The following is an 18085-nucleotide window of genomic DNA, read 5'->3' on the forward strand; positions in this document are numbered from 1 at the left end:
AGGTCAGGCGGAGCGGCGACGGCCCTGGCCGGCGCCACCCACCCGGCTGCGTGCCGAAGCGGCGGCGGCACCACCGGAGGGAGCGCCTCCGGTACGCCGGCCGCGCTCGCCGGAACCGGCCGTGGAGCCGCCCTGCCCGCCCTGGCCACGGCGGGCCTGGCCGGAGCCGGTGGCCGGAGCCTGCCCGGCAGCGCCGCCGCCGGTGCGACGGCCGCGGCCGCCCCCGGCTGCCGGAGCCGCACCCGTGCCGGCGCCCGTACGCGGTCCGCCGGAGCGGCGGCGCGCGCCGGAGCCCGCACCCCCGCCGGCGGAGCGCTGACGCGGCGGGGTCGCCTGCGGCACCTCCATGACGACCGGGATGCCCGAGGGCTCCTTGGCGCCGGTGATGCGCACGAGCTCCTCGTCGGAGGACTTGATCTGCGCGGTGCGCGGGGAGATCCCGGCGTCCGACATGAGGCGGGTCATGTCGCGCTTCTGGTCGGGCAGGACCAGGGTGACGACGCTGCCGGACTCGCCGGCGCGGGCGGTACGGCCGCCGCGGTGCAGGTAGTCCTTGTGGTCGACCGGCGGGTCCACGTTGACGACGAGGTCGAGGTCGTCGATGTGGATGCCTCGCGCGGCCACGTTGGTGGCGACCAGCGCGGTGACCTCGCCCGTCTTGAACCAGTCGAGGGTCCGGTTGCGCTGCGGCTGCGAGCGGCCGCCGTGCAGGCCGGAGGCGCGGACGCCGTCGGCGAGGAGCTTCTTGACCATGCGGTCGACCCCGCGCTTGGTGTCGACGAACATGATCACCCGGCCGTCGCGAGCGGCTATGCGCGTGGCCACGGCCTTCTTGTCGGTCTCGTCCATGACGTACAGGACGTGGTGCTCCATCGTGCTGACCGCACCGGCGGACGGGTCGACGGAGAAGGCGACCGGGTCGGTGAGGAACATCTTGACGAGCTTGTCGATGTTCTTGTCGAGCGTCGCCGAGAACAGCATGGTCTGGCCGTCGGGCTGGACCTGCTTGAGCAGGGCGGTGACCTGCGGCATGAAGCCCATGTCGGTCATCTGGTCGGCCTCGTCGAGGACCGTGATGGAGACCTGGGAGAGGTCGGCGTCACCGCGGTCGATGAGGTCCTTCAGGCGGCCGGGGGTGGCGACGAGCACCTCGGCGCCGCGGCGCAGGGCGCCGGACTGCCGGTTGATCGACATGCCGCCGACGACGGTGGTGATCCGCAGGTTGACGGCCGTGGCGTACGGGGACATCGCGTCGGTGACCTGCTGAGCGAGCTCGCGGGTCGGTACGAGGACCAGCGCGAGCGGCTGCTTCGGCTGTGCGCGGCGGCCGGCGGTGCGGGCCAGCAGGGCCAGGCCGAAGGCCAGCGTCTTGCCGGAGCCGGTACGGCCGCGGCCGAGCAGGTCACGGCCGACGAGGGAGTTCGGGATGGTCGCGGCCTGGATCGGGAACGGCTCGGTGACGCCCTGGGCGGCGAGGGTCTTCAGCAGCGCCTCGGGCATGTCCATGTCGCCGAACGAGTCCACCGGCGGCAGGGCCGGGGTCAGCGGGTCGGGCATGGTGAATTCTTGGGGCCTGGCTACGGGGGCGGACTTCTGCCGTCCCGCGCCAGCCTTCGGACGTCCCTGAGCCGCACCTCGACCCCGGGTGGGGCGGCGGCTGGGTCGTGCGGAGCTGGAGCTGGTCATGCGAGAAAGCCCTCCTGAAACCGGCAGGTACTGCACAAAGCACTGCAAACAAATGGTGCGAAACAGCAGACAAGCCGGGGCCCGCACCTACTCGGTGCGGACCCCGGCGTGCTGACTGCCTTAGGCGGGGAGGATGTTCTCCGCCTGGGGGCCCTTCTGGCCCTGGGTGACGTCGAAGGACACGCGCTGGCCCTCGTTGAGCTCACGGAAGCCCTGGGTGGCGATGTTCGAGTAGTGGGCGAAGACGTCCGGGCCGCCACCGTCCTGCTCGATGAAGCCGAAGCCCTTTTCCGAGTTGAACCACTTCACGGTGCCAAGTGCCATTTTGAATCTCCTGAATAGGCGGCAAAGGGCCCCATCCGGAGATTCCGGCAAAACAATAAAAGCGCCTGTCGGAGCATTCCCGTCAGGCGCACATAAAGTTCATGGGTACCACAACTGCAACGAGCTCTAAGCTAGCACACGTCGGTCGGGGAGTGCCGCCGCGATCATGTGACCTCCGTCGCGTGTACCGCCCGCGCGGAGTCGCCCGCCCGCCTCCGCGAGGGCGCGCCTGAGCCCCGGAATGCCCATCCCGCCCGAGTCCAGCACGATCCGTTCCCCCTCCGGGGCGGTGTTGACCACGTCGAGGCGGACCTCCCCGTCCTCGGCGTACAGATTCATCCGGACGGCGGAGCCGGGGGCGTACTTCGCCGCGTTGGTGAGTCCCTCGCGGGCGATCCGCAGCAGCAGCCGCCCGTCGGCCGCCGGGAAGGATCCCAGGCCGGGCTGCGTGTGGTGGGTGATCTCCATGCCGGTGGCCCGCATGTTCCGGGCCAGGGAGCCCAGGAAGCGGCCCACGTCCACGGGGGAGGTGTACGCGCGACTGCCCGCGGGGTCGGTCAGCATGTCCAGCACCTCCCTGACCTCGGCCATCGCGGCCCGCGCCGACTCCTCCACGGCGCCGGCGGCCTCCCGGACCCGGGGATCGGCTCCGGCGTCCAGGCGCAGGGCGGCGGCCTGCATCGTGAGGGCGGTGAGGCGGTGGCCGAGCCCGTCGTGGGTGCGCTGGGCCAAACGGGTGCGCTCCTGGACGACGGCGAGGTCGGCCGCCTGGTCCACGGCGGCGTGCGCCTGGCGGGCCCGCTCGCGCAGCGCGGCCATGACGTGCCGGTTGCGGCGCACGGTCTCCCCGTAGAGGGCGGGCACGAGGATGGAGCCGAGGACGAAGGACGCGGGGTCGCGCCCGGCGTACCCGAGCGGCAGGAACAGGTCGCGGGTGGCCGCGTAGACGACGGCCATCAGCAGGACCCCGCCCCAGCGGTGGGCGCGGCCGTACGCGGCCAGGGCGTAGGCGGCGAAGACGAGGGGGCCGCGGTCGTCGGAGACGACGGTGGCGGCGGTGGCCGCGAGGGCCGGTATCCAGGGGTGGGAGCGGCGGCACAGCAGGGAGACGGCCGCGAGCCAGCCGGCGGCCAGGCTCGTGGAGTAGTCGCTGACGAGGCCGAAGCGGTGGACGTCGTGGAGGTTGAGGGTGGTGAGCAGCCCGCAGGCGAGGGCGAGCCAGATGTCGGTGCGGCGGGCGCGCACGGGGTCGGGCGCCCCGCCGCCCTCTCCGGTCAGGGTGCGCAGACCCCGTTCCAGCAGCTGTCCGGCGCGACCGGGCACGGCCTGCATGACTCCACCACCCCCCATGACGCACAAAAGTGCGCAGAACATGCCAAAACGTCCCCCCAGGTTGCCCTTCTTCCGCCGAAGGGGCATCCCGGGGGGACGCGCTCTTGGTGAACCGGCCCTCAGCGAACGGGCCCGCAGTGAACCGGCCCGCAGTGAACGGCTCGTTCGTTACAGGGAGACACCGAGGCCGTTCAGCCAGGTGACCGGGTTGACGTCGGCGCCGTAGCTGTTGCTGGAGCGGACCTCGAAGTGGAGGTGCGGGCCGGTGGAGTTGCCGGTGTTGCCGGAGCTGCCGATCTGCTCGCCCGCGGAGACGCGCTCGCCTTCGGAGGCGGTCGCCGAGGAGAGGTGGGCGGAGAGGGTGTAGCGGCCGTCGTCGTGCTTGACGACCACGGCGTTGCCGTACGCGCCCTGCCAGCCGGAGGAGACGACGGTGCCGGCGGCCGCGGCCCGGACCGGGGTGCCGGTGGACACCGCGAAGTCGATGCCGGTGTGGTGGCCGGCGGCCCAGCCACCCGCCTGGTGGTAACGCGCGGAGATGGTGCCGCCCGAGACGGGCAGGACGCCCTCGGCGCTGCCGCGGGAGCTGCTCTTGGACGAGCTCGACGCATCCGAGGACTTCGCGGACTCCGAGGACTTCGAGGAGCCGGAGGACTTCGAGGAGCCGGAGGAGCTGGAGGACTTCGGCGCGGCCGGGGTGGAGCCGCCGGAGTCGGAGGAGCCGCCGGAGCCGTACGCGAGGCGCTGGCCCGGGAGGATCATGTGCGGGTTGGACCCGATCACCGAGCGGTTCTCGGAGTAGAGGGTCTGCCAGCTGACGCCGAGTTCGGAGCCGATGGTGCCGAGGGTGTCGCCGCTGACCACGGTGTAGCTGTGGGCGCCCTGGGCGGGCTTCGGGGCGGCCGGGGCCGCCCGGGCCTCGACGCGCTTGCCCGCGGTCGAGGTGCCGGCGCCCTTGGCGGGGGCCTCGGGGGCCGGGCCGCCGCGCTGCAGGCCGGCGAGCTTGCCGCAGGAGGGCCAGGCGCCGGGGCCCTGGGTCGCCAGGACCTTCTCGGCTATGGCGATCTGCTGCGCCTTGGTGGCCTGGTCGGCCTGGGGGGCGTACTGCCGGCCGCCGAACTCCGCCCACGTGCCGGAGGAGAACTGCAGGCCGCCGTAGTAGCCGTTGCCGGTGTTGATGCTCCAGTCGCTGGTGGACTCGCACTGGGCGACCTTGTCCCACGTGCCGACCGACGCGGCGGACGCGGGCTGTGCCACGAGACCCACGGCGGCGGGTGCGGCGATACCGGCGACAACGAGACCGGCGAGGGTACGAGCAGACGGGAAAGACATGCGGAGTTCCTGACTTCGGGGACATTTGCGGAGGCCGGGTGCACCGGGTGAAGCGGTGGTGCGTTCGGCCTCGGTAACCACCGTCCGGGAGGACGGGGGGTCCCCGAAGTCCCCGAAAGAGGACAAGCGGGGCGGCAAAAGGGGACTGGGGAGGGAGGGTTGAGGGCACTTACGTCCCGCTCTGCCGGTAATGTCCGCAATGAGACGGAGCATCAGGGGAGGTGGGTCACATGACGATCCGCGTGATGGTGGTCGACGACCAGAGCCTCATACGGTCGGGACTCGTGACCCTGCTCGCGAGCGCGCCCGACATCGAGGTGGTCGCGGAGGCCGCCGACGGGGCCGAGGCCGTGCCGCTGGCGCGCACGTACCGGCCGGACGTGGCGCTGATGGACCTGGTCATGCCGAAGGTCGACGGCATGGAGGCCACCTTGCAGCTGCTGCGCCTGCCGGAGCCCCCGCGCGTGCTCGTCCTCACCGGCTACACGGCGGACGACCTGGTCCTGGACGCGCTGCGGGCCGGAGCGGCCGGGTTCCTGCTGAAGGACCTGCGCCCCGAGGAGCTCTTCGCCGGCATCCGCACGGTCGCGGCGGGCGGCAGCGCACTGGCTCCCGGGGTGATGCGGGTGCTGCTGGAACGGGCCGGCACCCGCACCGGTGCTCCCGACCACGCGGAGCAGCTCTCCACCCTGTCCCCCGGCGAGCGGGACGTCCTCGCACTGGTCGGCGAGGGGCGGACGAACCTGCAGATAGCGCAGGCGCTGCACCTGTCCCCGGCGAGCGTGAAGACGTACGTCTCGCGGATCCTGACGCAGCTCGACCTCTCCAACCGGACCCAGGCCGCGATCCTCGCCTACGAGGCGGGGCTGGTCCGCGCCGCGTGAGCAAGGCCCCGGAGGGGCGCAGGGCCAGGGCCAGGGCCAGGGTCTGGGTCTGGACCTCGCCGGCCTACGCGGTCACGCTCAGCGTGGCCGTCATCCGAGACGGCTCCGTGCGGGGACTAGCGGCTCGCGCCCCCGGGGCGTGAAGCTGGCGGCCATGTCGCCCTCTTCGCTGTCTCCGCCCGTCCGTGCGTTCTTCCTCGTCAACGAGGGCATCGCCTTCCTGCTGGAGCTGCTGGTCCTCTTCCTGCTGGCCTGGTGGGGTTTCACCCGGGACGTCGGATGGGCGGGGTCCCTCGCCCTGGCGGTGGCCGCCCCGGTGGCCGCCGCCGTGCTCTGGGGGATGTTCGCCGCGCCGAAGGCCCGGTTCGCCGTGCCCCTGGCCGCTCAGCTCGGGGTCAAGGCCGTGGTGTTCGGCGCCGCCGCCCTGGCGCTGCTCGCGCTCGGGCAGCGGCTGCCGGCCCTGTGGTTCACGGTGGCCGTCGTCGTGAACACCGGCCTCTCCTCGTATTACCGCAACCGCTCCTGAAGCACCGCCGCCCGGCACTGCGAGGGACTCCCCCAGGCGTCGCGCAGCGGGCGGGCCTTGCGCAGCCACAGGGAGAGGTCGAGCTCCTCGGTGTAGCCGACGGCCCCGTGGAGCTGCAGCGCGGTCATGGCTGCCGCGTACGCGGCCTCGCCCGCGGTCAGCTTCGCCGCGGCGACCTCCCCGGGGGCCAGGGAGAGCGCGGCCGCCCACAGCAGCGGCCGGGCGAACTCCAGGCCGATCAAGGTGTCGGCCAGCCGGTGCTTCACCGCCTGGAAGCCGCCGATCGCCGTGCCGAACTGGGTGCGCTGCTTCGCGTACTCCACCGTGCGCGCGAGGAGGGCCTCGCCGGCGCCGAGGCACTGGGCGGCGGTCAGCAGCCGGGCCCACTCGGCGGCGTCGTGCGCCGCCGCGGTGACCGCCGGGCCGGCGGCGAGGACTTCGCCGCCGCCGTCCGGCAGGGCCAGGCGGCGGGCGGGGTCGATGGAGGTGCGGAGCGGACCGGCGCCGGCGGCCAGCCGGAGCTCCCCGGCCGGGGACACCGTGAAGAGGTGGGTGGCCGCGTCGGCGTCCAGGGCGTACGGGGTCCCGCCGGGCAGGGTCAGGGTGGCCGAGGCCTCCCCCGCGGCCAGCCCGGGGAGGAACCGCTTGGCCAGTGCCTCGTCGCCGAGCCGGGTCAGGAGTACGGCGGCGGCGGCCGTCTCCACCAGCGGGCCCGGGACTCCGGCGCGGCCCAGCTCCACGAACCCGGTCGCCATCTCCAGGGGCATGAGGCCCATGCCCTCGTGGGCCTCGTCGGCGGCGAGGGCGAACAGTCCGGTGGCGGCGAGCCGCGCCCACAGCGCCTTGCCCGGGTCGTGGTCGCCCGCGCCCCAGGCCCGTACCGCCGCCGGGACGTCGGAGGCGGCGAGCAGGCCGCGCAGGGTGCGGGCGAAGTCCGCCTGTTCTTCGGTGGGCAGGAAGCGCATCAGCGGCGGCCCTTCGGGAGGCCGAGCAGCCGCTCGGCGATGATGTCGCGCTGGATCTCGTTGGTCCCCGCGTAGATGGGACCGGCGAGGGAGAAGATCCACGGCTCGGCCCATTCCCCGTCGGCGAGTTCCGCGTCGGGGCCCAGCAGGTCGAGGGCGCTCTCGTGCAGGGCGATGTCGTACCGGGACCAGAACACCTTGTTCAGGCTGGACTCGGCGCCGATCGTCTCGCCGGCCGCGAAACGGGAGGCGTTGGCCCAGGTGAACAGCTGGTAGGCGCGCGCTCCGACCACCGCGTCGGCGACCCGGTCGCGCAGCGCGGTGTCGGCCGGGTCCCCGTGGCTCTGCCACAGCTCCACGAGGCGGTCGGCGGCGGCGAGGAAGCGGCCCGGGGCGCGCAGGGTGAGCCCGCGTTCGTTGCCGGTGGTGGACATGGCGATCCGCCAGCCCTGTCCGGGCTCCCCGATGACGTCCGCGTCGGGGACGAAGACCTCGTCGAGGAAGAGTTCCGCGAAGGCGGGCTTGCCGTCGAGGCGGCCGATGGGCCGCACGGTGACCCCGGGGGCGTGCAGGTCGAACATCAGATAGGTGAGGCCCTGGTGCGGTTTGGGGGCCTCGGGGTCGGTGCGGAAGATGCCGAAGGCGCGGTCGGCGAAGGCGGCCCGCGAGGACCAGGTCTTCTGCCCGGACAGCAGCCAGCCGCCCTCGGTGCGGACGGCGCGGGACTTCAGGGAGGCGAGGTCGGAGCCGGATTCGGGCTCGGACCAGGCCTGCGCCCAGATCACCTCGCCGTCGGCCATGGAGGGCAGGACGCGGGCGCGCTGTTCGTCCGTGGCGTGGTCGAAGAGGGTGGGGGCGAGCAGGTTGATGCCGTTCTGCGAGACCCGGCCGGGCGCGCCGGCGGCCCAGTACTCCTCCTCGAAGACCAGCCAGTGCTCGATGTCCACGCCGCGGCCGCCGTACTCCTCGGGCCAGGACACCACCGCCCAGCGGGCGGAGTGCAGGAGCGCCTCCCATTCCCGGTGGGCGGCGAAGCCGTCCCGGGTCTCCAGGGAGGGGAGGGGGGTGGCGGGCACGTGGGAGGCCAGCCAGTCGCGCGCTTCGGCCCGGAAGGCTTCCACGTCCGCCGCATGGTTCAGGTCCATCAGCTGTTCGCCTCCTTCATCGCGAAGCCCTGCTTGGTGGCGCCCTTCATCGCGGCACCCTTCATCGCGGCACCCTTCATTCCCGATACGTCCATGCCGCCGAGCGGGTCCGCCGTCGTCTCGGCGTTGTGGGCGTGCGCGAGGTGGTGCAGTCCGAAGACGGAGTCCATGCCGGTGTGCAGGCCCTGGAGGTCCTCGGCCTGGTTGACGGCCCGCTTGGTGAGGGCGAGTCCGAAGGCGGGCATCTCGGCGATCCGCAGGGCGAGCCGGTCGGTGGCCCCGGCCAGTTCGGCCCGCTCGACGACCCGGTTGACCATGCCGATCTCGTAGGCGCGGCGGGCGGGCATCCGGTCGCCGGTGTAGAGGAACTCCTTGGCGATGCGCGGGGGCATCGCCCACGGGTGGGCGAAGTACTCGACGCCGGGGATGCCCATGCGCACGACGGGGTCGGCGAAGAAGGCGTCCTCGCTTGCCACGATCAGGTCGCAGACCCAGGCGAGCATCAGCCCGCCGGCCACGCACGCTCCGTGGACGGAGGCGATGACTGGCTTGGGCAGCTCGCGCCAGCGCCGGCACATGCCGAGGTAGACCTCGGATTCGCGGGCGAAGCGGGATTCGGCGCCGGAGCGCTGGGAGTGGTCCCACCACAGGCCGGCGCGGCGTTCGAAGGGCAGGTGCGCGTCGCGCTCCGGGGTACCGATGTCGTGGCCCGCCGAGAAGTGCTCGCCGGCCCCGGCCAGGACGACGACCTTGACCGCGGGATCGTCGGCGGCGCGGTAGAAGGCGTCGTCGAGGGCGTAGGTCATCGCGCTGTTCTGGGCGTTGCGGTATCGGGGGCGGTTCATGGTCACGTACGCGACCGGGCCGCGGCGCTCGTAGAGCACGGGGGTGTCATCGGGCATCCCTGGATCCTTCCCTAACAAGTGTTTGGTAGGTTAACGTACGGCCATGAGCAGCGTCGAGGAGTTCCGCACCGAGGTTCGGAGATGGCTACGGGCCCACCTCACCGGCGAGTTCGCCGCCCTCAAGGGCCGCGGCGGACCGGGCCGGGAGCACGAGGCCTTCGACGAACGCCTCGCCTGGGAACGGCACATGGCGGCGCACGGCTGGACCTGCGTGGGCTGGCCGGTCGAGTACGGCGGCCGCGGCGCGAGCACCGGGCAGCAGATCGCCTTCCACGAGGAGTACGCGCTGGCCGGCGCGCCCGCGCGCGTGAACCACATCGGCGAGCAGCTCCTCGGCCCCACCCTCATCGCGCACGGCACCGAGGAGCAGCGGCGGCGCTTCCTGCCGCCCATCCGGGCCGTGGAGGAGCTGTGGTGCCAGGGCTACAGCGAGCCCGACGCCGGCTCGGACCTGGCGAACATCCGCACCCGGGCCGCCCTGGTGGACGGCGCGTGGGTGGTGGACGGCCAGAAGGTCTGGACCTCTCTGGCCCACGCCTCGCAGTGGTGCTTCGTCGTCGCCCGCACCGAGCCGGGCTCCCGCCGGCACGCGGGACTGTCCTACCTGCTGGTCCCGATGGACCAGCCCGGGGTGGAGGTGCGGCCCGTCGTGCAGCTGACCGGGACCTCGGAGTTCAACGAGGTCTTCTTCGACGGGGCCCGCGCCGACGCCGCCCACGTCGTCGGCGCTCCCGGCGAGGGCTGGGCCGTCGCCATGGCCACCCTCGGCTTCGAGCGCGGGGTCTCCACCCTCGGCCAGCAGGTCGGCTTCCGCCGCGAGCTCGAAGACCTGGCCGCGCTGGCGAAGCGCAACGGCGCCATGGCCGATCCGCTGGTCCGCGACCGGCTCGTCCGGGCCTGGATCGGCCTGGAGACCATGCGCGCCTCCGCGCTGCGGCCCGGGGTCGCCCCGTCCACGGCCAAGCTGTACTGGGCCCGCTGGCACCGGGACCTCGGCGAACTCGCCATGGACGTCCGCGGAGCCGCCTCGCTCCTCGCGGCGGGGGCGCACGGGGACCCGTACGACCTCGACGACTGGCAGCGGCTCTTCCTCTTCTCCCGCTCCGACACCATCTACGCGGGCTCCGACGAGATCCAGCGCACCATCGTCGCCGAGCGCGTCCTCGGCCTTCCCAAGGAGGTACGAGCGTGAACGCGATCGGCAACGCACCCGCGTACGTGGCGGGGCACGGGCTGCTGGCCGGCCGGAGCGCCGTGATCACCGCGGCCGCCGGGGCCGGCATCGGCGGGGCCACCGCGCGCCGGTTCCTGGAGGAGGGCGCCCGCGTCCTCATCGGCGACGCGCACGCGCGGCGGCTGAAGGAGAGCGAGGAGGCGCTGGCCGCGGAGTTCGGCGCGGACCGGGTCGCCTCCCTGCCCTGCGACGTCACCGACGAGGAGCAGGTGGGCGCCTTCTTCGCGCTCGCCGAACGGCTCCACGGCCGCCTCGACCTCGTCGTCAACAACGCCGGGCTCGGCGGCACCGCGAACCTGGTCGACATGACCGACGACCAGTGGTCCCGCGTCCTCGACGTCACCCTGAACGGCACGTTCCGCTGCACCCGCGCCGCCATGCGCTCGATGCAGGCCTCGGGAACGGGCGGGGTGATCGTCAACAACGCCTCCGTCATCGGCTGGCGCGCCCAGACCGGGCAGGCCCACTACGCCGCCGCCAAGGCCGGGGTGATGGCGCTGACCCGCTGCGCGGCACTGGAGGCGGCGGAGTTCGGCGTACGGATCAACGCGGTGGCGCCGAGCCTGGCCATGCACCCGCACCTGGTGAAGGTCACCAGCCAGGAGCTGCTCGCCGAACTGACCGCCCGCGAGGCCTTCGGCCGGTACGCCGAACCCTGGGAGGTCGCCAACGTCATCGTCTTCCTGGCCAGCGGCTACTCGTCGTACATGACGGGCGAGACCGTGTCGGTCAGCAGTCAGCACGCGTAGGGCGTCGGATGACCGGCCGGGGCGGTACCAGAATGGACGCGTGCCCACGAACAAGCCGATCGCACCGACGGCCAAGAAGAAGCCCCAGGTGACGGCGTCGCCCGAACGCCGCCGCGAACTCCTCGACACCGCCGCCGAGGTCTTCGCCGCGCAGGGCTACAACGCCACCACCGTCCGCAAGATCGCCGACGCCGCCGGCATGCTCGCCGGCAGCCTCTACTACCACTTCGATTCCAAGGAATCGATCCTCGACGAGATCCTCTCCGCCTTCCTGACCGAGCTGTGGGACGGGTACGACACCGTCCTCGCCGCAGGTCTCGGACCCAGGGAGACCATCGAGGCCCTCGTCACCGAATCGTTCCGGGAGATCGACCGGCACCGCGCCGCCGTCGCCATCTACCAGAAGGAATCCCGGCACCTGTCGGTCCAGCCCCGCTTCCACTACCTCTCGGACTCGCAGGTCAAGTTCGAGAAGGCGTGGCTGGGGACGCTGGAGCGCGGGGTCGCGGACGGGGTCTTCCGCGCCGACCTGGACATCCGCCTCACCTACCGCTTCGTGCGCGACACGGTGTGGGTGGCGGCGTCCTGGTACCGGCCGGGCGGCCAGCACAGCCCCGAGGAGATCGCCCGCCAGTACCTGTCCATGGTCCTGGACGGCATCGCCACACGAACGTAACCCTGAGGAGTTCCGATGCCCGAGGCCTACATAGTCGAAGCGGTACGCACCCCCGTGGGGCGGCGCAAGGGAGGCCTGTCCGAGGTCCACCCGGCCGACCTGGGGGCGCACGTCCTCAAGGCCCTCGTCGAACGGTCCGGGATCGACCCGTCGGCCGTGGAGGACGTGGTCTTCGGCTGCCTCGACACGGTGGGGCCGCAGGCGGGCGACATCGCCCGGACGGCCTGGCTGGCCGCGGGGCTCCCCGAGGAGGTCCCGGGCGTCACCATCGACCGCCAGTGCGGATCCTCGCAGCAGGCCGTGCACTTCGCGGCGCAGGGCGTCATGTCCGGCACTCAGGACCTGGTGGTCGCGGGCGGCACCCAGAACATGTCGATGATCCCGATCGCCTTCGCCTCGCGGCAGGCCGCGGAGCCGCTGGGCTTCACCGAGGGCCCGTACCCGGGGTCGGCGGGGTGGCGCGCCCGGTACGGGGACTCCCCCGTCAACCAGTTCTACGGGGCCCAGCTGATCGCCGAGAAGTGGGGCATCTCCCGCCTCGACATGGAGGAGTTCGCGCTGCGCTCCCACCGGCGGGCGCTGCGCGCGATCGACGAGGGCCGCTTCGAGCGGGAGATCGTGCCGTACGGGTCGGTGTCGGTCGACGAGGGCCCGCGCCGCGACACCAGCCTGGAGAAGATGGCGGGCCTGAAGCCGGTCATGGAGGGCGGCACGATCACGGCGGCGGTCTCCTCCCAGGTGTCGGACGGCGCGGCGGCGATGCTGCTGGCCTCCGAGCGGGCGGTACGGGAGCACGGGCTGCGCCCCCGGGCCCGCATCCACCACCTGTCGGTCCGCGGCGAGGACCCGATCCGCATGCTGTCGGCGCCGATCCCGGCGACGGCGTACGCCCTGAAGAAGACCGGCATGTCCCTCTCCGACATCGACCTGGTCGAGATCAACGAGGCCTTCGCCCCGGTGGCCCTGGCCTGGCTGAAGGAGACGGGCGCGGACCCGGAGCGGGTCAACGTCAACGGCGGCGCGATCGCCCTGGGCCACCCCCTGGGTGCGACGGGCGTCAAGCTGATGACGACCCTCCTGCACGAACTGGAGCGCACGGGCGGCCGCTTCGGCCTCCAGACGATGTGCGAGGGCGGCGGGCAGGCCAACGTCACCATCATCGAGCGGCTGTAGCCTCCGGCGGGACGCGGGCCGGCGTCAGCCCGCACGTGCACGCGGGGCTGGAAATCCAGCCCCGCCGGCGTGTGAGGCCCGGGGTCTGGGGCGAAGCCCCGGGGAACGGTGCAAGGGCGGGGAGGGGACGATCCCCCCGACCCCTCTCACGCGTGGAACTCGCGCACTGCTTCGATGCGCCCCACGATGTGCGAGTTGAACTCGTCCAGCTCCTCCGCCGGGACCCACAGCTCCAGGATGGTCTCCCCGCCGGCCTGCTGGACCGGGTAGCGCTCCAGGAACGCCGAGTCCACCTCGAAGCGCGTCACGAACCCCGCGCCGTCGTGCTTGACGTTCCAGTCCCTGGCGATGCGGACCGCGTAGTCCTCGTTCAGGACGGGGTAGAAGATGGGCTGCTCCGGCAGCCGCGGCGGCCAGGCGCGCCAGTCGAGGTCACGGACCAGTCCGAGCTCCACCGGGCCCGTCGGGCGCCACAGGGTCGTCGTAGGGGACATGGGCGCAGCGTAGGTGGGTGGGCACGGCCCCGGCCAGGCCCTTTCAGGCGGTTAGGCGGCGGGAAAGGCGGGTCAGGGAGACCGTCTGGGTCAGGAGCAGGGCTCCGGTCAGGATCTGCCAGAGGAGCGGGTCGGGGGCGTCCAGGGCCCGGGCCGCGGACAGGGTGATCGCCACCGCGCCGGCCGCGAGCACGATCCGGTGGACGAAGCCGGCGTCCGTGCCGTGCGGCAGTCCGGACACGAGGGCGACCAGCGCGAGCATGACCGGCAGCCAGTGCGGCTGGGAGCCGCGCATCAGGAGCGCGGCGGCGAACTCCGCTGCGAGGGCGAGGGAGTTGCGCGCCAGGGCCCCCTGGACCGATATCGACATGTGCACATCATGCCGGGGATATTCGGGTGCGCGTCCGGCGGGGCCGCGCCTAGGATCCGGCGCAAGGGCTGGGTCGTAGCACAGAGGTAGTGCGCCTACACAGCATGGAGGAGGACGCCGGTTCGAATCCGGCCGCCCGGCCCCCCTCTCTCCTCTACGGCGCACCCGTCGCCGCCACCCACGCCCCCGCCGCCGCGATCGCCGCGGCCGCGGCGGGGAGCGGCAGGCCGAGGAATCCGTGGAAGACCCCGGGGACCAGCTGGATCCCGCAGTCCACGCCCGCCTCCGCCAGCCTTCGCCCGTAGGCCAGGCCCTCGTCCCGCAGGACGTCGCAGTCGGCCAGGACCAGCAGGCTGCGCGGCAGCCCCGAGAGGTCGGCGGCCCGCAGCGGGGAGACGTGGGGGTGGGCCGGGTCGCCGCCGTACTGGTCCCAGTACCAGGCCATGTGGGCGGCCGTGTGGAAGTACCCCTCCGCGAACTCGGCTACGGACGGGTGCTCCATCGAGGCGTCCAGCGGCGGGTAGAACAGCAGCTGGCCGGCGACCAGCTCCGGGGCCCGCAGGGCCGTCACGGCCGCGAGGTTGCCACCGCTGGAGTCCCCGGCGACGACAAGCCGCGCGGGGTCGCAGCCCAGTTCGGCTGCCCGGGCCCGGGCCCACAGCAGCACCGTCAGCGCGTCGTCGGGCGCCGCCGGCCACGGGTGTTCCGGGGCGAGCCGGTAGTCCGCGGAGACCACCACCGCTCCCGAGGCCGCGGCCAGCGCCCGGCACAGCGCGTCGTGGGTGTCCAGGCCGCACATCACCCAGCCCCCGCCGTGGAAGAACACCGCCAGCGGGCGGCCCCCGGCGCCCGGCGCCGGGTCGTAGATCCGGACGGGGACGCCGTCCGCGACCGCGTCCCGTACGGAGGCCACCTCCGCGCCGCCGCCGCGGGAGCCCGACGCGGCCGCGCGCAGGGCGGCCAGGTCCCCCGGGCCGGGGAAGAAGGCCGCCATCGCGTCGCACAGCCGGCGGGCCGCCGGGGACAGGGAACCGGTTCCGGTGCCGCTCATCGCGCCGTCATCCCGCCGTCGACGGTGAACTCCGCGCCCGTGATGTACGAGGACCCCTCCGAGCAGAGGAAGAGGACCAGCTCCCCGACCTCCTCGGGCCGCCCGATCCGCCCCAGCGGCAGGTGCGACCAGTCCCGCCCCGCGACGGCCTCGCTGACCATCGGGGTGTCGATCGCCCCCGGATGCACGGAGTTGACCCTGATCCGGTCCCCCGCCAGGTCCAGCGCGGCCGACTTCGTCAGCCCGCGCAGGGCGAACTTGCTCGACCCGTACGCCGCGTGGCCCGGGATGCCGACCAGTCCGGCGGTGGAGGAGACGTTGACGATGGAGCCGCCTCCCGCCGCGCGCAGCACCGGGGCCACCGCCTGGATGCCGAGGAACGGGCCGAGCAGATTGACCCGGAGCAGGGCTTCGAAGTCTTCGAGGCCCTGGCGCTCCACGTGGGCCGTGCGCCACAGCGCGGCGTTGTTGACCAGGGCGGAGACCGTGCCGAAGGCGCGTACGGCCTCGCGGACCACCTCCGCCCAGCTGTCGGCGTCGGCCACGTCGTGGCACACGTAGAGCCCCTGGTCTGCGAGGGAGTCGGCGACCGCGCGGCCCTCCTCCTCCCGGACGTCGGTGACCACGACCCGTGCTCCGGCCTCGGCGCACAGCCGGGCCTCGGCCGCGCCCTGGCCGCGGCCTGCGCCGGTGATGACGACGACCTTGCCGTTGAGAGAGACGGTCACCGGTCAGCCCTCCAGGGCGCGGAAGTGCGGGATGACGCTCTCGCCCCACTGGCGGATGGTCTCCATGCAGGCCTCCTGCGGGACGGTGCCCATCTGGATCAGGCACATGACCTCGTCGACGCCGATCGCGCGGAGCTGCTCGACGTAGGCGATGGCCGTCCGGGCGTTGCCGTAGGCATGCTCGGCGTTGTAGGTGCCGGTGTCTACGGGGCGGGCCGGGATGTTCGCCTCGTGGAGCTTGGCGACCAGCTCGCTCCGGCCCTTCTCCAGCGCGGCCACGTGCTCCTCGGCGGTCTCGTCCTCGGAGTAGCCCGTCGGCTCGGGGGCGTTGCCGTACCAGTGGGCGATGGACTCGGCGAAGAAGCGCTGGCCGCGGGTGCCCAGGCGCAGGGCGCGCTCGGCGTCGTCGAGGACGATGGTGGGGCAGAGCGCGGAGAGGTGGTCGTTGACCTCGGTGGAGACGAAGCGGTCCCCGCTGCGGGTGGCGATGGCCTCGTCGTAGACCTTGCGCATCGTGCGGACGTCGTCGGCGCCGGCGAAGCCCATCACGAGGGCTCCGATGCCCAGTTCGGCGGCGAGCTTGAGGGTGTCGTGTTTGGAGCAGGCCATGAAGAGCGGCGGGTGCGGGTCCTGGACCGGGCGGGGCAGGATCGCGCCGGGGCCGATGTCGATGGAGCCGTGCCACTCGAACTTCTCCTCGCGCCACGCGGAGGAGAAGATCCGCAGCGCCTCTTCCATCTGCGGGTAGGTGTCCTCGGGGCGGACCCCGTACATGGACATCTCCTGGCGGGTGGCGCCGCGGCCGGCGCCGATGTCCACGCGGCCGCCGGAGAGCACGTCGAGCATGGCGGCGCGTTCGGCCACGCGCACGGGGTGCTGGTAGCCGAAGGGCATGGTGACGACGCCGTGGCCGATGCGGATCTTCTCGGTCCGGGCGGCGACCCAGGTCAGGAAGATCTCGGAGGCGCTCATGTGGGCGTACTGGGTGAGGGCGTGGTGCTCCACGGCCCAGATCCGGTCGAAGCCCATCTCCTCGGCGAACACGGCCTGTTCGACGCAGTCGTGGATGACCTGGCGCTCGCGTTCGGGCGTCGGGTCGACGAGCTGCGCCTCGAAGATCATCGAGAACTTCACGGGGGACCTCCCAGCCGTGCGCTGCGCACGGCACGTCGGGGATGTATTTCGAATAGGAATACTTCTAGCAGTCATGCCTTGTCAGGGGAAGGGTCACCACGAAGACCGGTCGTAGACTGCGCTGCGTGACGAACGAGGCGGCAGAAGAGACGAACGGGCGCACGCTCCCCGCGACCAGCTGGGCGGTGCTCGGGCTGCTCTCCTTCGGGGAGGAGCTCTCCGGTTACGACCTGAAGAAGTGGTCGGACTGGTCGCTGCGCTTCTTCTACTGGAGCCCGTCCTTCAGCCAGATCTACAGCGAGCTCAAGCGGCTGGAGAAGGCCGGCTACGCCTCGTCGCGGATGGTCGCCCAGGAGACCGGCACCCGCGACAAGCGGGTGTACCGGATCACCGGCGAGGGCATGGCGGCCGTACGGCGCTGGGCGCGCGAGGCGCCCGTCGACCCGCCGGTGCTCAAGCACGGGCCGATGCTGCGGCTGTGGCTCGGCCACCTGCTCGAGCCGGAGCAGATGCGCGAAGTCCTCGTACAGCACCAGGAGTTCGCGGAGAATATGCGGCGGCGCGCGGTGGCCGACGCGGACGGAGCCAAGGAAGAGGCCGCGTGGGCGTACCCGACGCTCACCCTCAAGTGGGCGGAGCGGTACTACGCCTCCGAGCGCGACCTGGCGGCCGCCATGCTCGACGACCTCGCCGAGGTCGCTGCGCGGGAGGGCGGGCGCGGCCCGGCCCCGGACCTGGGGTCGGTCCCGGGCTCTGTCCCGGACCCGGCCCCGGACCCGGCGCCGGCCACAGCCCTGGACCCGGCGCCGGGCAAGACCGGCAAGCGCCCGTAGGTGCGCCGGAAGTAGAGCAGCGGCGCGCCCTCGCGGCGTGCCGTCAGGGCGGTGACCCTGCCCAGCGCGATGGCATGGTCGCCGCCGTCCAGGACGGCCTCCAGATCGCATTCGACGGTGGCGAGGACCCCGTCCAGCAGGGGCGCGCCGTTGCCGCCGGGCCGCCAGGCGACCCCGGCGAACTTGTCGCCCCCGGTGACGGCGAACCGGCGGCACAGCTCCTGCTGGTCGGCGGCGAGGATGTTGACGGCGAAGGTCTCGGCCGCCCGGATCCGGGGCCAGGTGCTGGACGTGCGCGCCGGGCAGAAGCAGACGAGCGGCGGGTCCAGGGACACGGACGAGAAGGACTGGACGGCCATCCCGACGGGACGGCCGTCGGTTCCGCATGCCGCGATGACGGCGACGCCGGTGCAGAAGCTGGACAGGACCGACTTCATGTCGGACATGACTTCCTCCCTCATGTGAACCCTCCCTTGATTATGTCTACTAGGTATATGCCTAACCGAAACACCTGTGATTGGATACCGCCCACGCTCGCTCGTCA

At 72.7% G+C, this 18085-nt stretch carries 19 protein-coding genes, 1 tRNA gene and 1 pseudogene; 8 read left to right on the forward strand and 13 right to left on the reverse strand.

Annotated elements, in window-relative coordinates; genetic code table 11:
* Positions 1–3: 3 nt before the first annotated feature.
* The 4 genes from AC6CKD_RS09725 to AC6CKD_RS09740 form a co-directional block, all read right to left on the reverse strand.
* Positions 4–1686 (reverse strand): DEAD/DEAH box helicase, encoded by a 1683-nt coding sequence (locus AC6CKD_RS09725; protein ID WP_498326536.1) that lies wholly within the window; start codon positions 1684–1686, stop codon positions 4–6.
* A gap of 120 nt (positions 1687–1806) precedes the next feature.
* Positions 1807–2010, reverse strand: a complete 204-nt coding sequence (locus AC6CKD_RS09730; protein ID WP_112447913.1) for a cold-shock protein — start codon at positions 2008–2010, stop codon at positions 1807–1809.
* Positions 2011–2136: 126 nt separating this feature from the next.
* Positions 2137–3333 (reverse strand): sensor histidine kinase, encoded by a 1197-nt coding sequence (locus AC6CKD_RS09735; protein ID WP_498326537.1) that lies wholly within the window; start codon positions 3331–3333, stop codon positions 2137–2139.
* Between the two features lie 177 nt (positions 3334–3510).
* Positions 3511–4674: a peptidoglycan DD-metalloendopeptidase family protein gene (locus AC6CKD_RS09740; protein WP_498326538.1), complete on the reverse strand. Its 1164-nt coding sequence runs from the start codon at positions 4672–4674 to the stop codon at positions 3511–3513.
* A 230-nt stretch (positions 4675–4904) separates the two neighbouring features.
* Between AC6CKD_RS09740 and AC6CKD_RS09745 the strand changes: the two genes are divergently transcribed.
* Together AC6CKD_RS09745 and AC6CKD_RS09750 are read left to right on the forward strand one after the other, a co-directional pair.
* Positions 4905–5558: a response regulator transcription factor gene (locus AC6CKD_RS09745; RefSeq protein WP_498326539.1), complete on the forward strand. Its 654-nt coding sequence runs from the start codon at positions 4905–4907 to the stop codon at positions 5556–5558.
* A 154-nt stretch (positions 5559–5712) separates the two neighbouring features.
* Positions 5713–6084: a YrdB family protein gene (locus tag AC6CKD_RS09750; RefSeq protein ID WP_498326540.1), complete on the forward strand. Its 372-nt coding sequence runs from the start codon at positions 5713–5715 to the stop codon at positions 6082–6084.
* Here AC6CKD_RS09750 and AC6CKD_RS09755 read toward each other — a convergent pair.
* From AC6CKD_RS09755 to AC6CKD_RS09765, 3 genes are read right to left on the reverse strand one after another with little or no spacing between them, the layout of a single operon-like run.
* The gene (locus AC6CKD_RS09755; RefSeq protein WP_498326541.1) at positions 6066–7049 is read right to left on the reverse strand and encodes an acyl-CoA dehydrogenase family protein; all 984 of its coding nucleotides are present in this window, start codon (positions 7047–7049) and stop codon (positions 6066–6068) included. The two genes, AC6CKD_RS09750 and AC6CKD_RS09755, sit on opposite strands and share 19 nt — an antisense overlap.
* Positions 7049–8194, reverse strand: a complete 1146-nt coding sequence (locus AC6CKD_RS09760; protein ID WP_498326542.1) for an acyl-CoA dehydrogenase family protein — start codon at positions 8192–8194, stop codon at positions 7049–7051. Before AC6CKD_RS09760 ends, AC6CKD_RS09755 begins: the two co-directional genes overlap by 1 nt.
* The gene (locus tag AC6CKD_RS09765) at positions 8194–9096 is read right to left on the reverse strand and encodes an enoyl-CoA hydratase (protein WP_498326544.1); all 903 of its coding nucleotides are present in this window, start codon (positions 9094–9096) and stop codon (positions 8194–8196) included. Before AC6CKD_RS09765 ends, AC6CKD_RS09760 begins: the two co-directional genes overlap by 1 nt.
* Before the next feature lie 46 nt (positions 9097–9142).
* Here AC6CKD_RS09765 and AC6CKD_RS09770 point away from each other — a divergent pair, with 46 nt between their 5' ends.
* The 4 genes from AC6CKD_RS09770 to AC6CKD_RS09785 are packed head-to-tail and all read left to right on the forward strand — an operon-like array spanning position 9143 to position 12931.
* On the forward strand, positions 9143–10291 hold the full coding sequence (locus AC6CKD_RS09770) for an acyl-CoA dehydrogenase family protein (RefSeq protein WP_498326545.1): 1149 nt from the start codon (positions 9143–9145) through the stop codon (positions 10289–10291).
* A 5-nt stretch (positions 10292–10296) separates the two neighbouring features.
* The gene (locus AC6CKD_RS09775) at positions 10297–11082 is read left to right on the forward strand and encodes an SDR family oxidoreductase (RefSeq protein WP_498326942.1); all 786 of its coding nucleotides are present in this window, start codon (positions 10297–10299) and stop codon (positions 11080–11082) included.
* Positions 11083–11122: 40 nt separating this feature from the next.
* Positions 11123–11758: a TetR/AcrR family transcriptional regulator gene (locus tag AC6CKD_RS09780; protein WP_498326547.1), complete on the forward strand. Its 636-nt coding sequence runs from the start codon at positions 11123–11125 to the stop codon at positions 11756–11758.
* Positions 11759–11773: 15 nt separating this feature from the next.
* Complete coding sequence (locus tag AC6CKD_RS09785) at positions 11774–12931, forward strand: acetyl-CoA C-acetyltransferase (RefSeq protein ID WP_498326548.1); 1158 nt, start codon at positions 11774–11776, stop codon at positions 12929–12931.
* A gap of 146 nt (positions 12932–13077) precedes the next feature.
* On the opposite strand, the gene AC6CKD_RS09790 is transcribed toward AC6CKD_RS09785, so the two are convergent.
* Complete coding sequence (locus AC6CKD_RS09790; protein ID WP_498326549.1) at positions 13078–13425, reverse strand: hypothetical protein; 348 nt, start codon at positions 13423–13425, stop codon at positions 13078–13080.
* A 43-nt stretch (positions 13426–13468) separates the two neighbouring features.
* Positions 13469–13795, reverse strand: coding sequence for a hypothetical protein (locus AC6CKD_RS09795; protein ID WP_498326550.1), 327 nt, complete (start codon positions 13793–13795; stop codon positions 13469–13471).
* Positions 13796–13862: 67 nt separating this feature from the next.
* Between AC6CKD_RS09795 and AC6CKD_RS09800 the strand changes: the two genes are divergently transcribed.
* Positions 13863–13937, forward strand: a tRNA-Ala gene (locus AC6CKD_RS09800).
* A gap of 12 nt (positions 13938–13949) precedes the next feature.
* Here the strand turns inward: AC6CKD_RS09800 and AC6CKD_RS09805 are convergent.
* The 3 genes from AC6CKD_RS09805 to AC6CKD_RS09815 are packed head-to-tail and all read right to left on the reverse strand — an operon-like array spanning position 13950 to position 16708.
* Positions 13950–14846 carry an alpha/beta hydrolase gene (locus AC6CKD_RS09805; protein WP_498326552.1) on the reverse strand — a complete coding sequence of 299 codons (897 nt, stop codon included), beginning with the start codon at positions 14844–14846 and terminating at the stop codon, positions 13950–13952.
* Positions 14843–15574: an SDR family NAD(P)-dependent oxidoreductase gene (locus AC6CKD_RS09810; RefSeq protein ID WP_498326553.1), complete on the reverse strand. Its 732-nt coding sequence runs from the start codon at positions 15572–15574 to the stop codon at positions 14843–14845. Before AC6CKD_RS09810 ends, AC6CKD_RS09805 begins: the two co-directional genes overlap by 4 nt.
* 3 nt (positions 15575–15577) lie before the next feature.
* Positions 15578–16708: an LLM class flavin-dependent oxidoreductase gene (locus AC6CKD_RS09815; RefSeq protein WP_498326554.1), complete on the reverse strand. Its 1131-nt coding sequence runs from the start codon at positions 16706–16708 to the stop codon at positions 15578–15580.
* Positions 16709–16833: 125 nt separating this feature from the next.
* On the opposite strand from AC6CKD_RS09815, the gene AC6CKD_RS09820 reads away from it, so the two are divergent.
* Positions 16834–17541, forward strand: coding sequence for a helix-turn-helix transcriptional regulator (locus AC6CKD_RS09820; protein ID WP_498326556.1), 708 nt, complete (start codon positions 16834–16836; stop codon positions 17539–17541).
* Between the two features lie 47 nt (positions 17542–17588).
* Here the strand turns inward: AC6CKD_RS09820 and AC6CKD_RS09825 are convergent.
* Positions 17589–18002, reverse strand: a pseudogene (locus AC6CKD_RS09825) (flavin reductase family protein); the annotation flags it as partial.
* Between the last annotated feature and the right edge of the window lie 83 nt (positions 18003–18085).

The sequence above is a fragment of the Streptomyces sp. GQ60 genome (assembly GCF_059758875.1).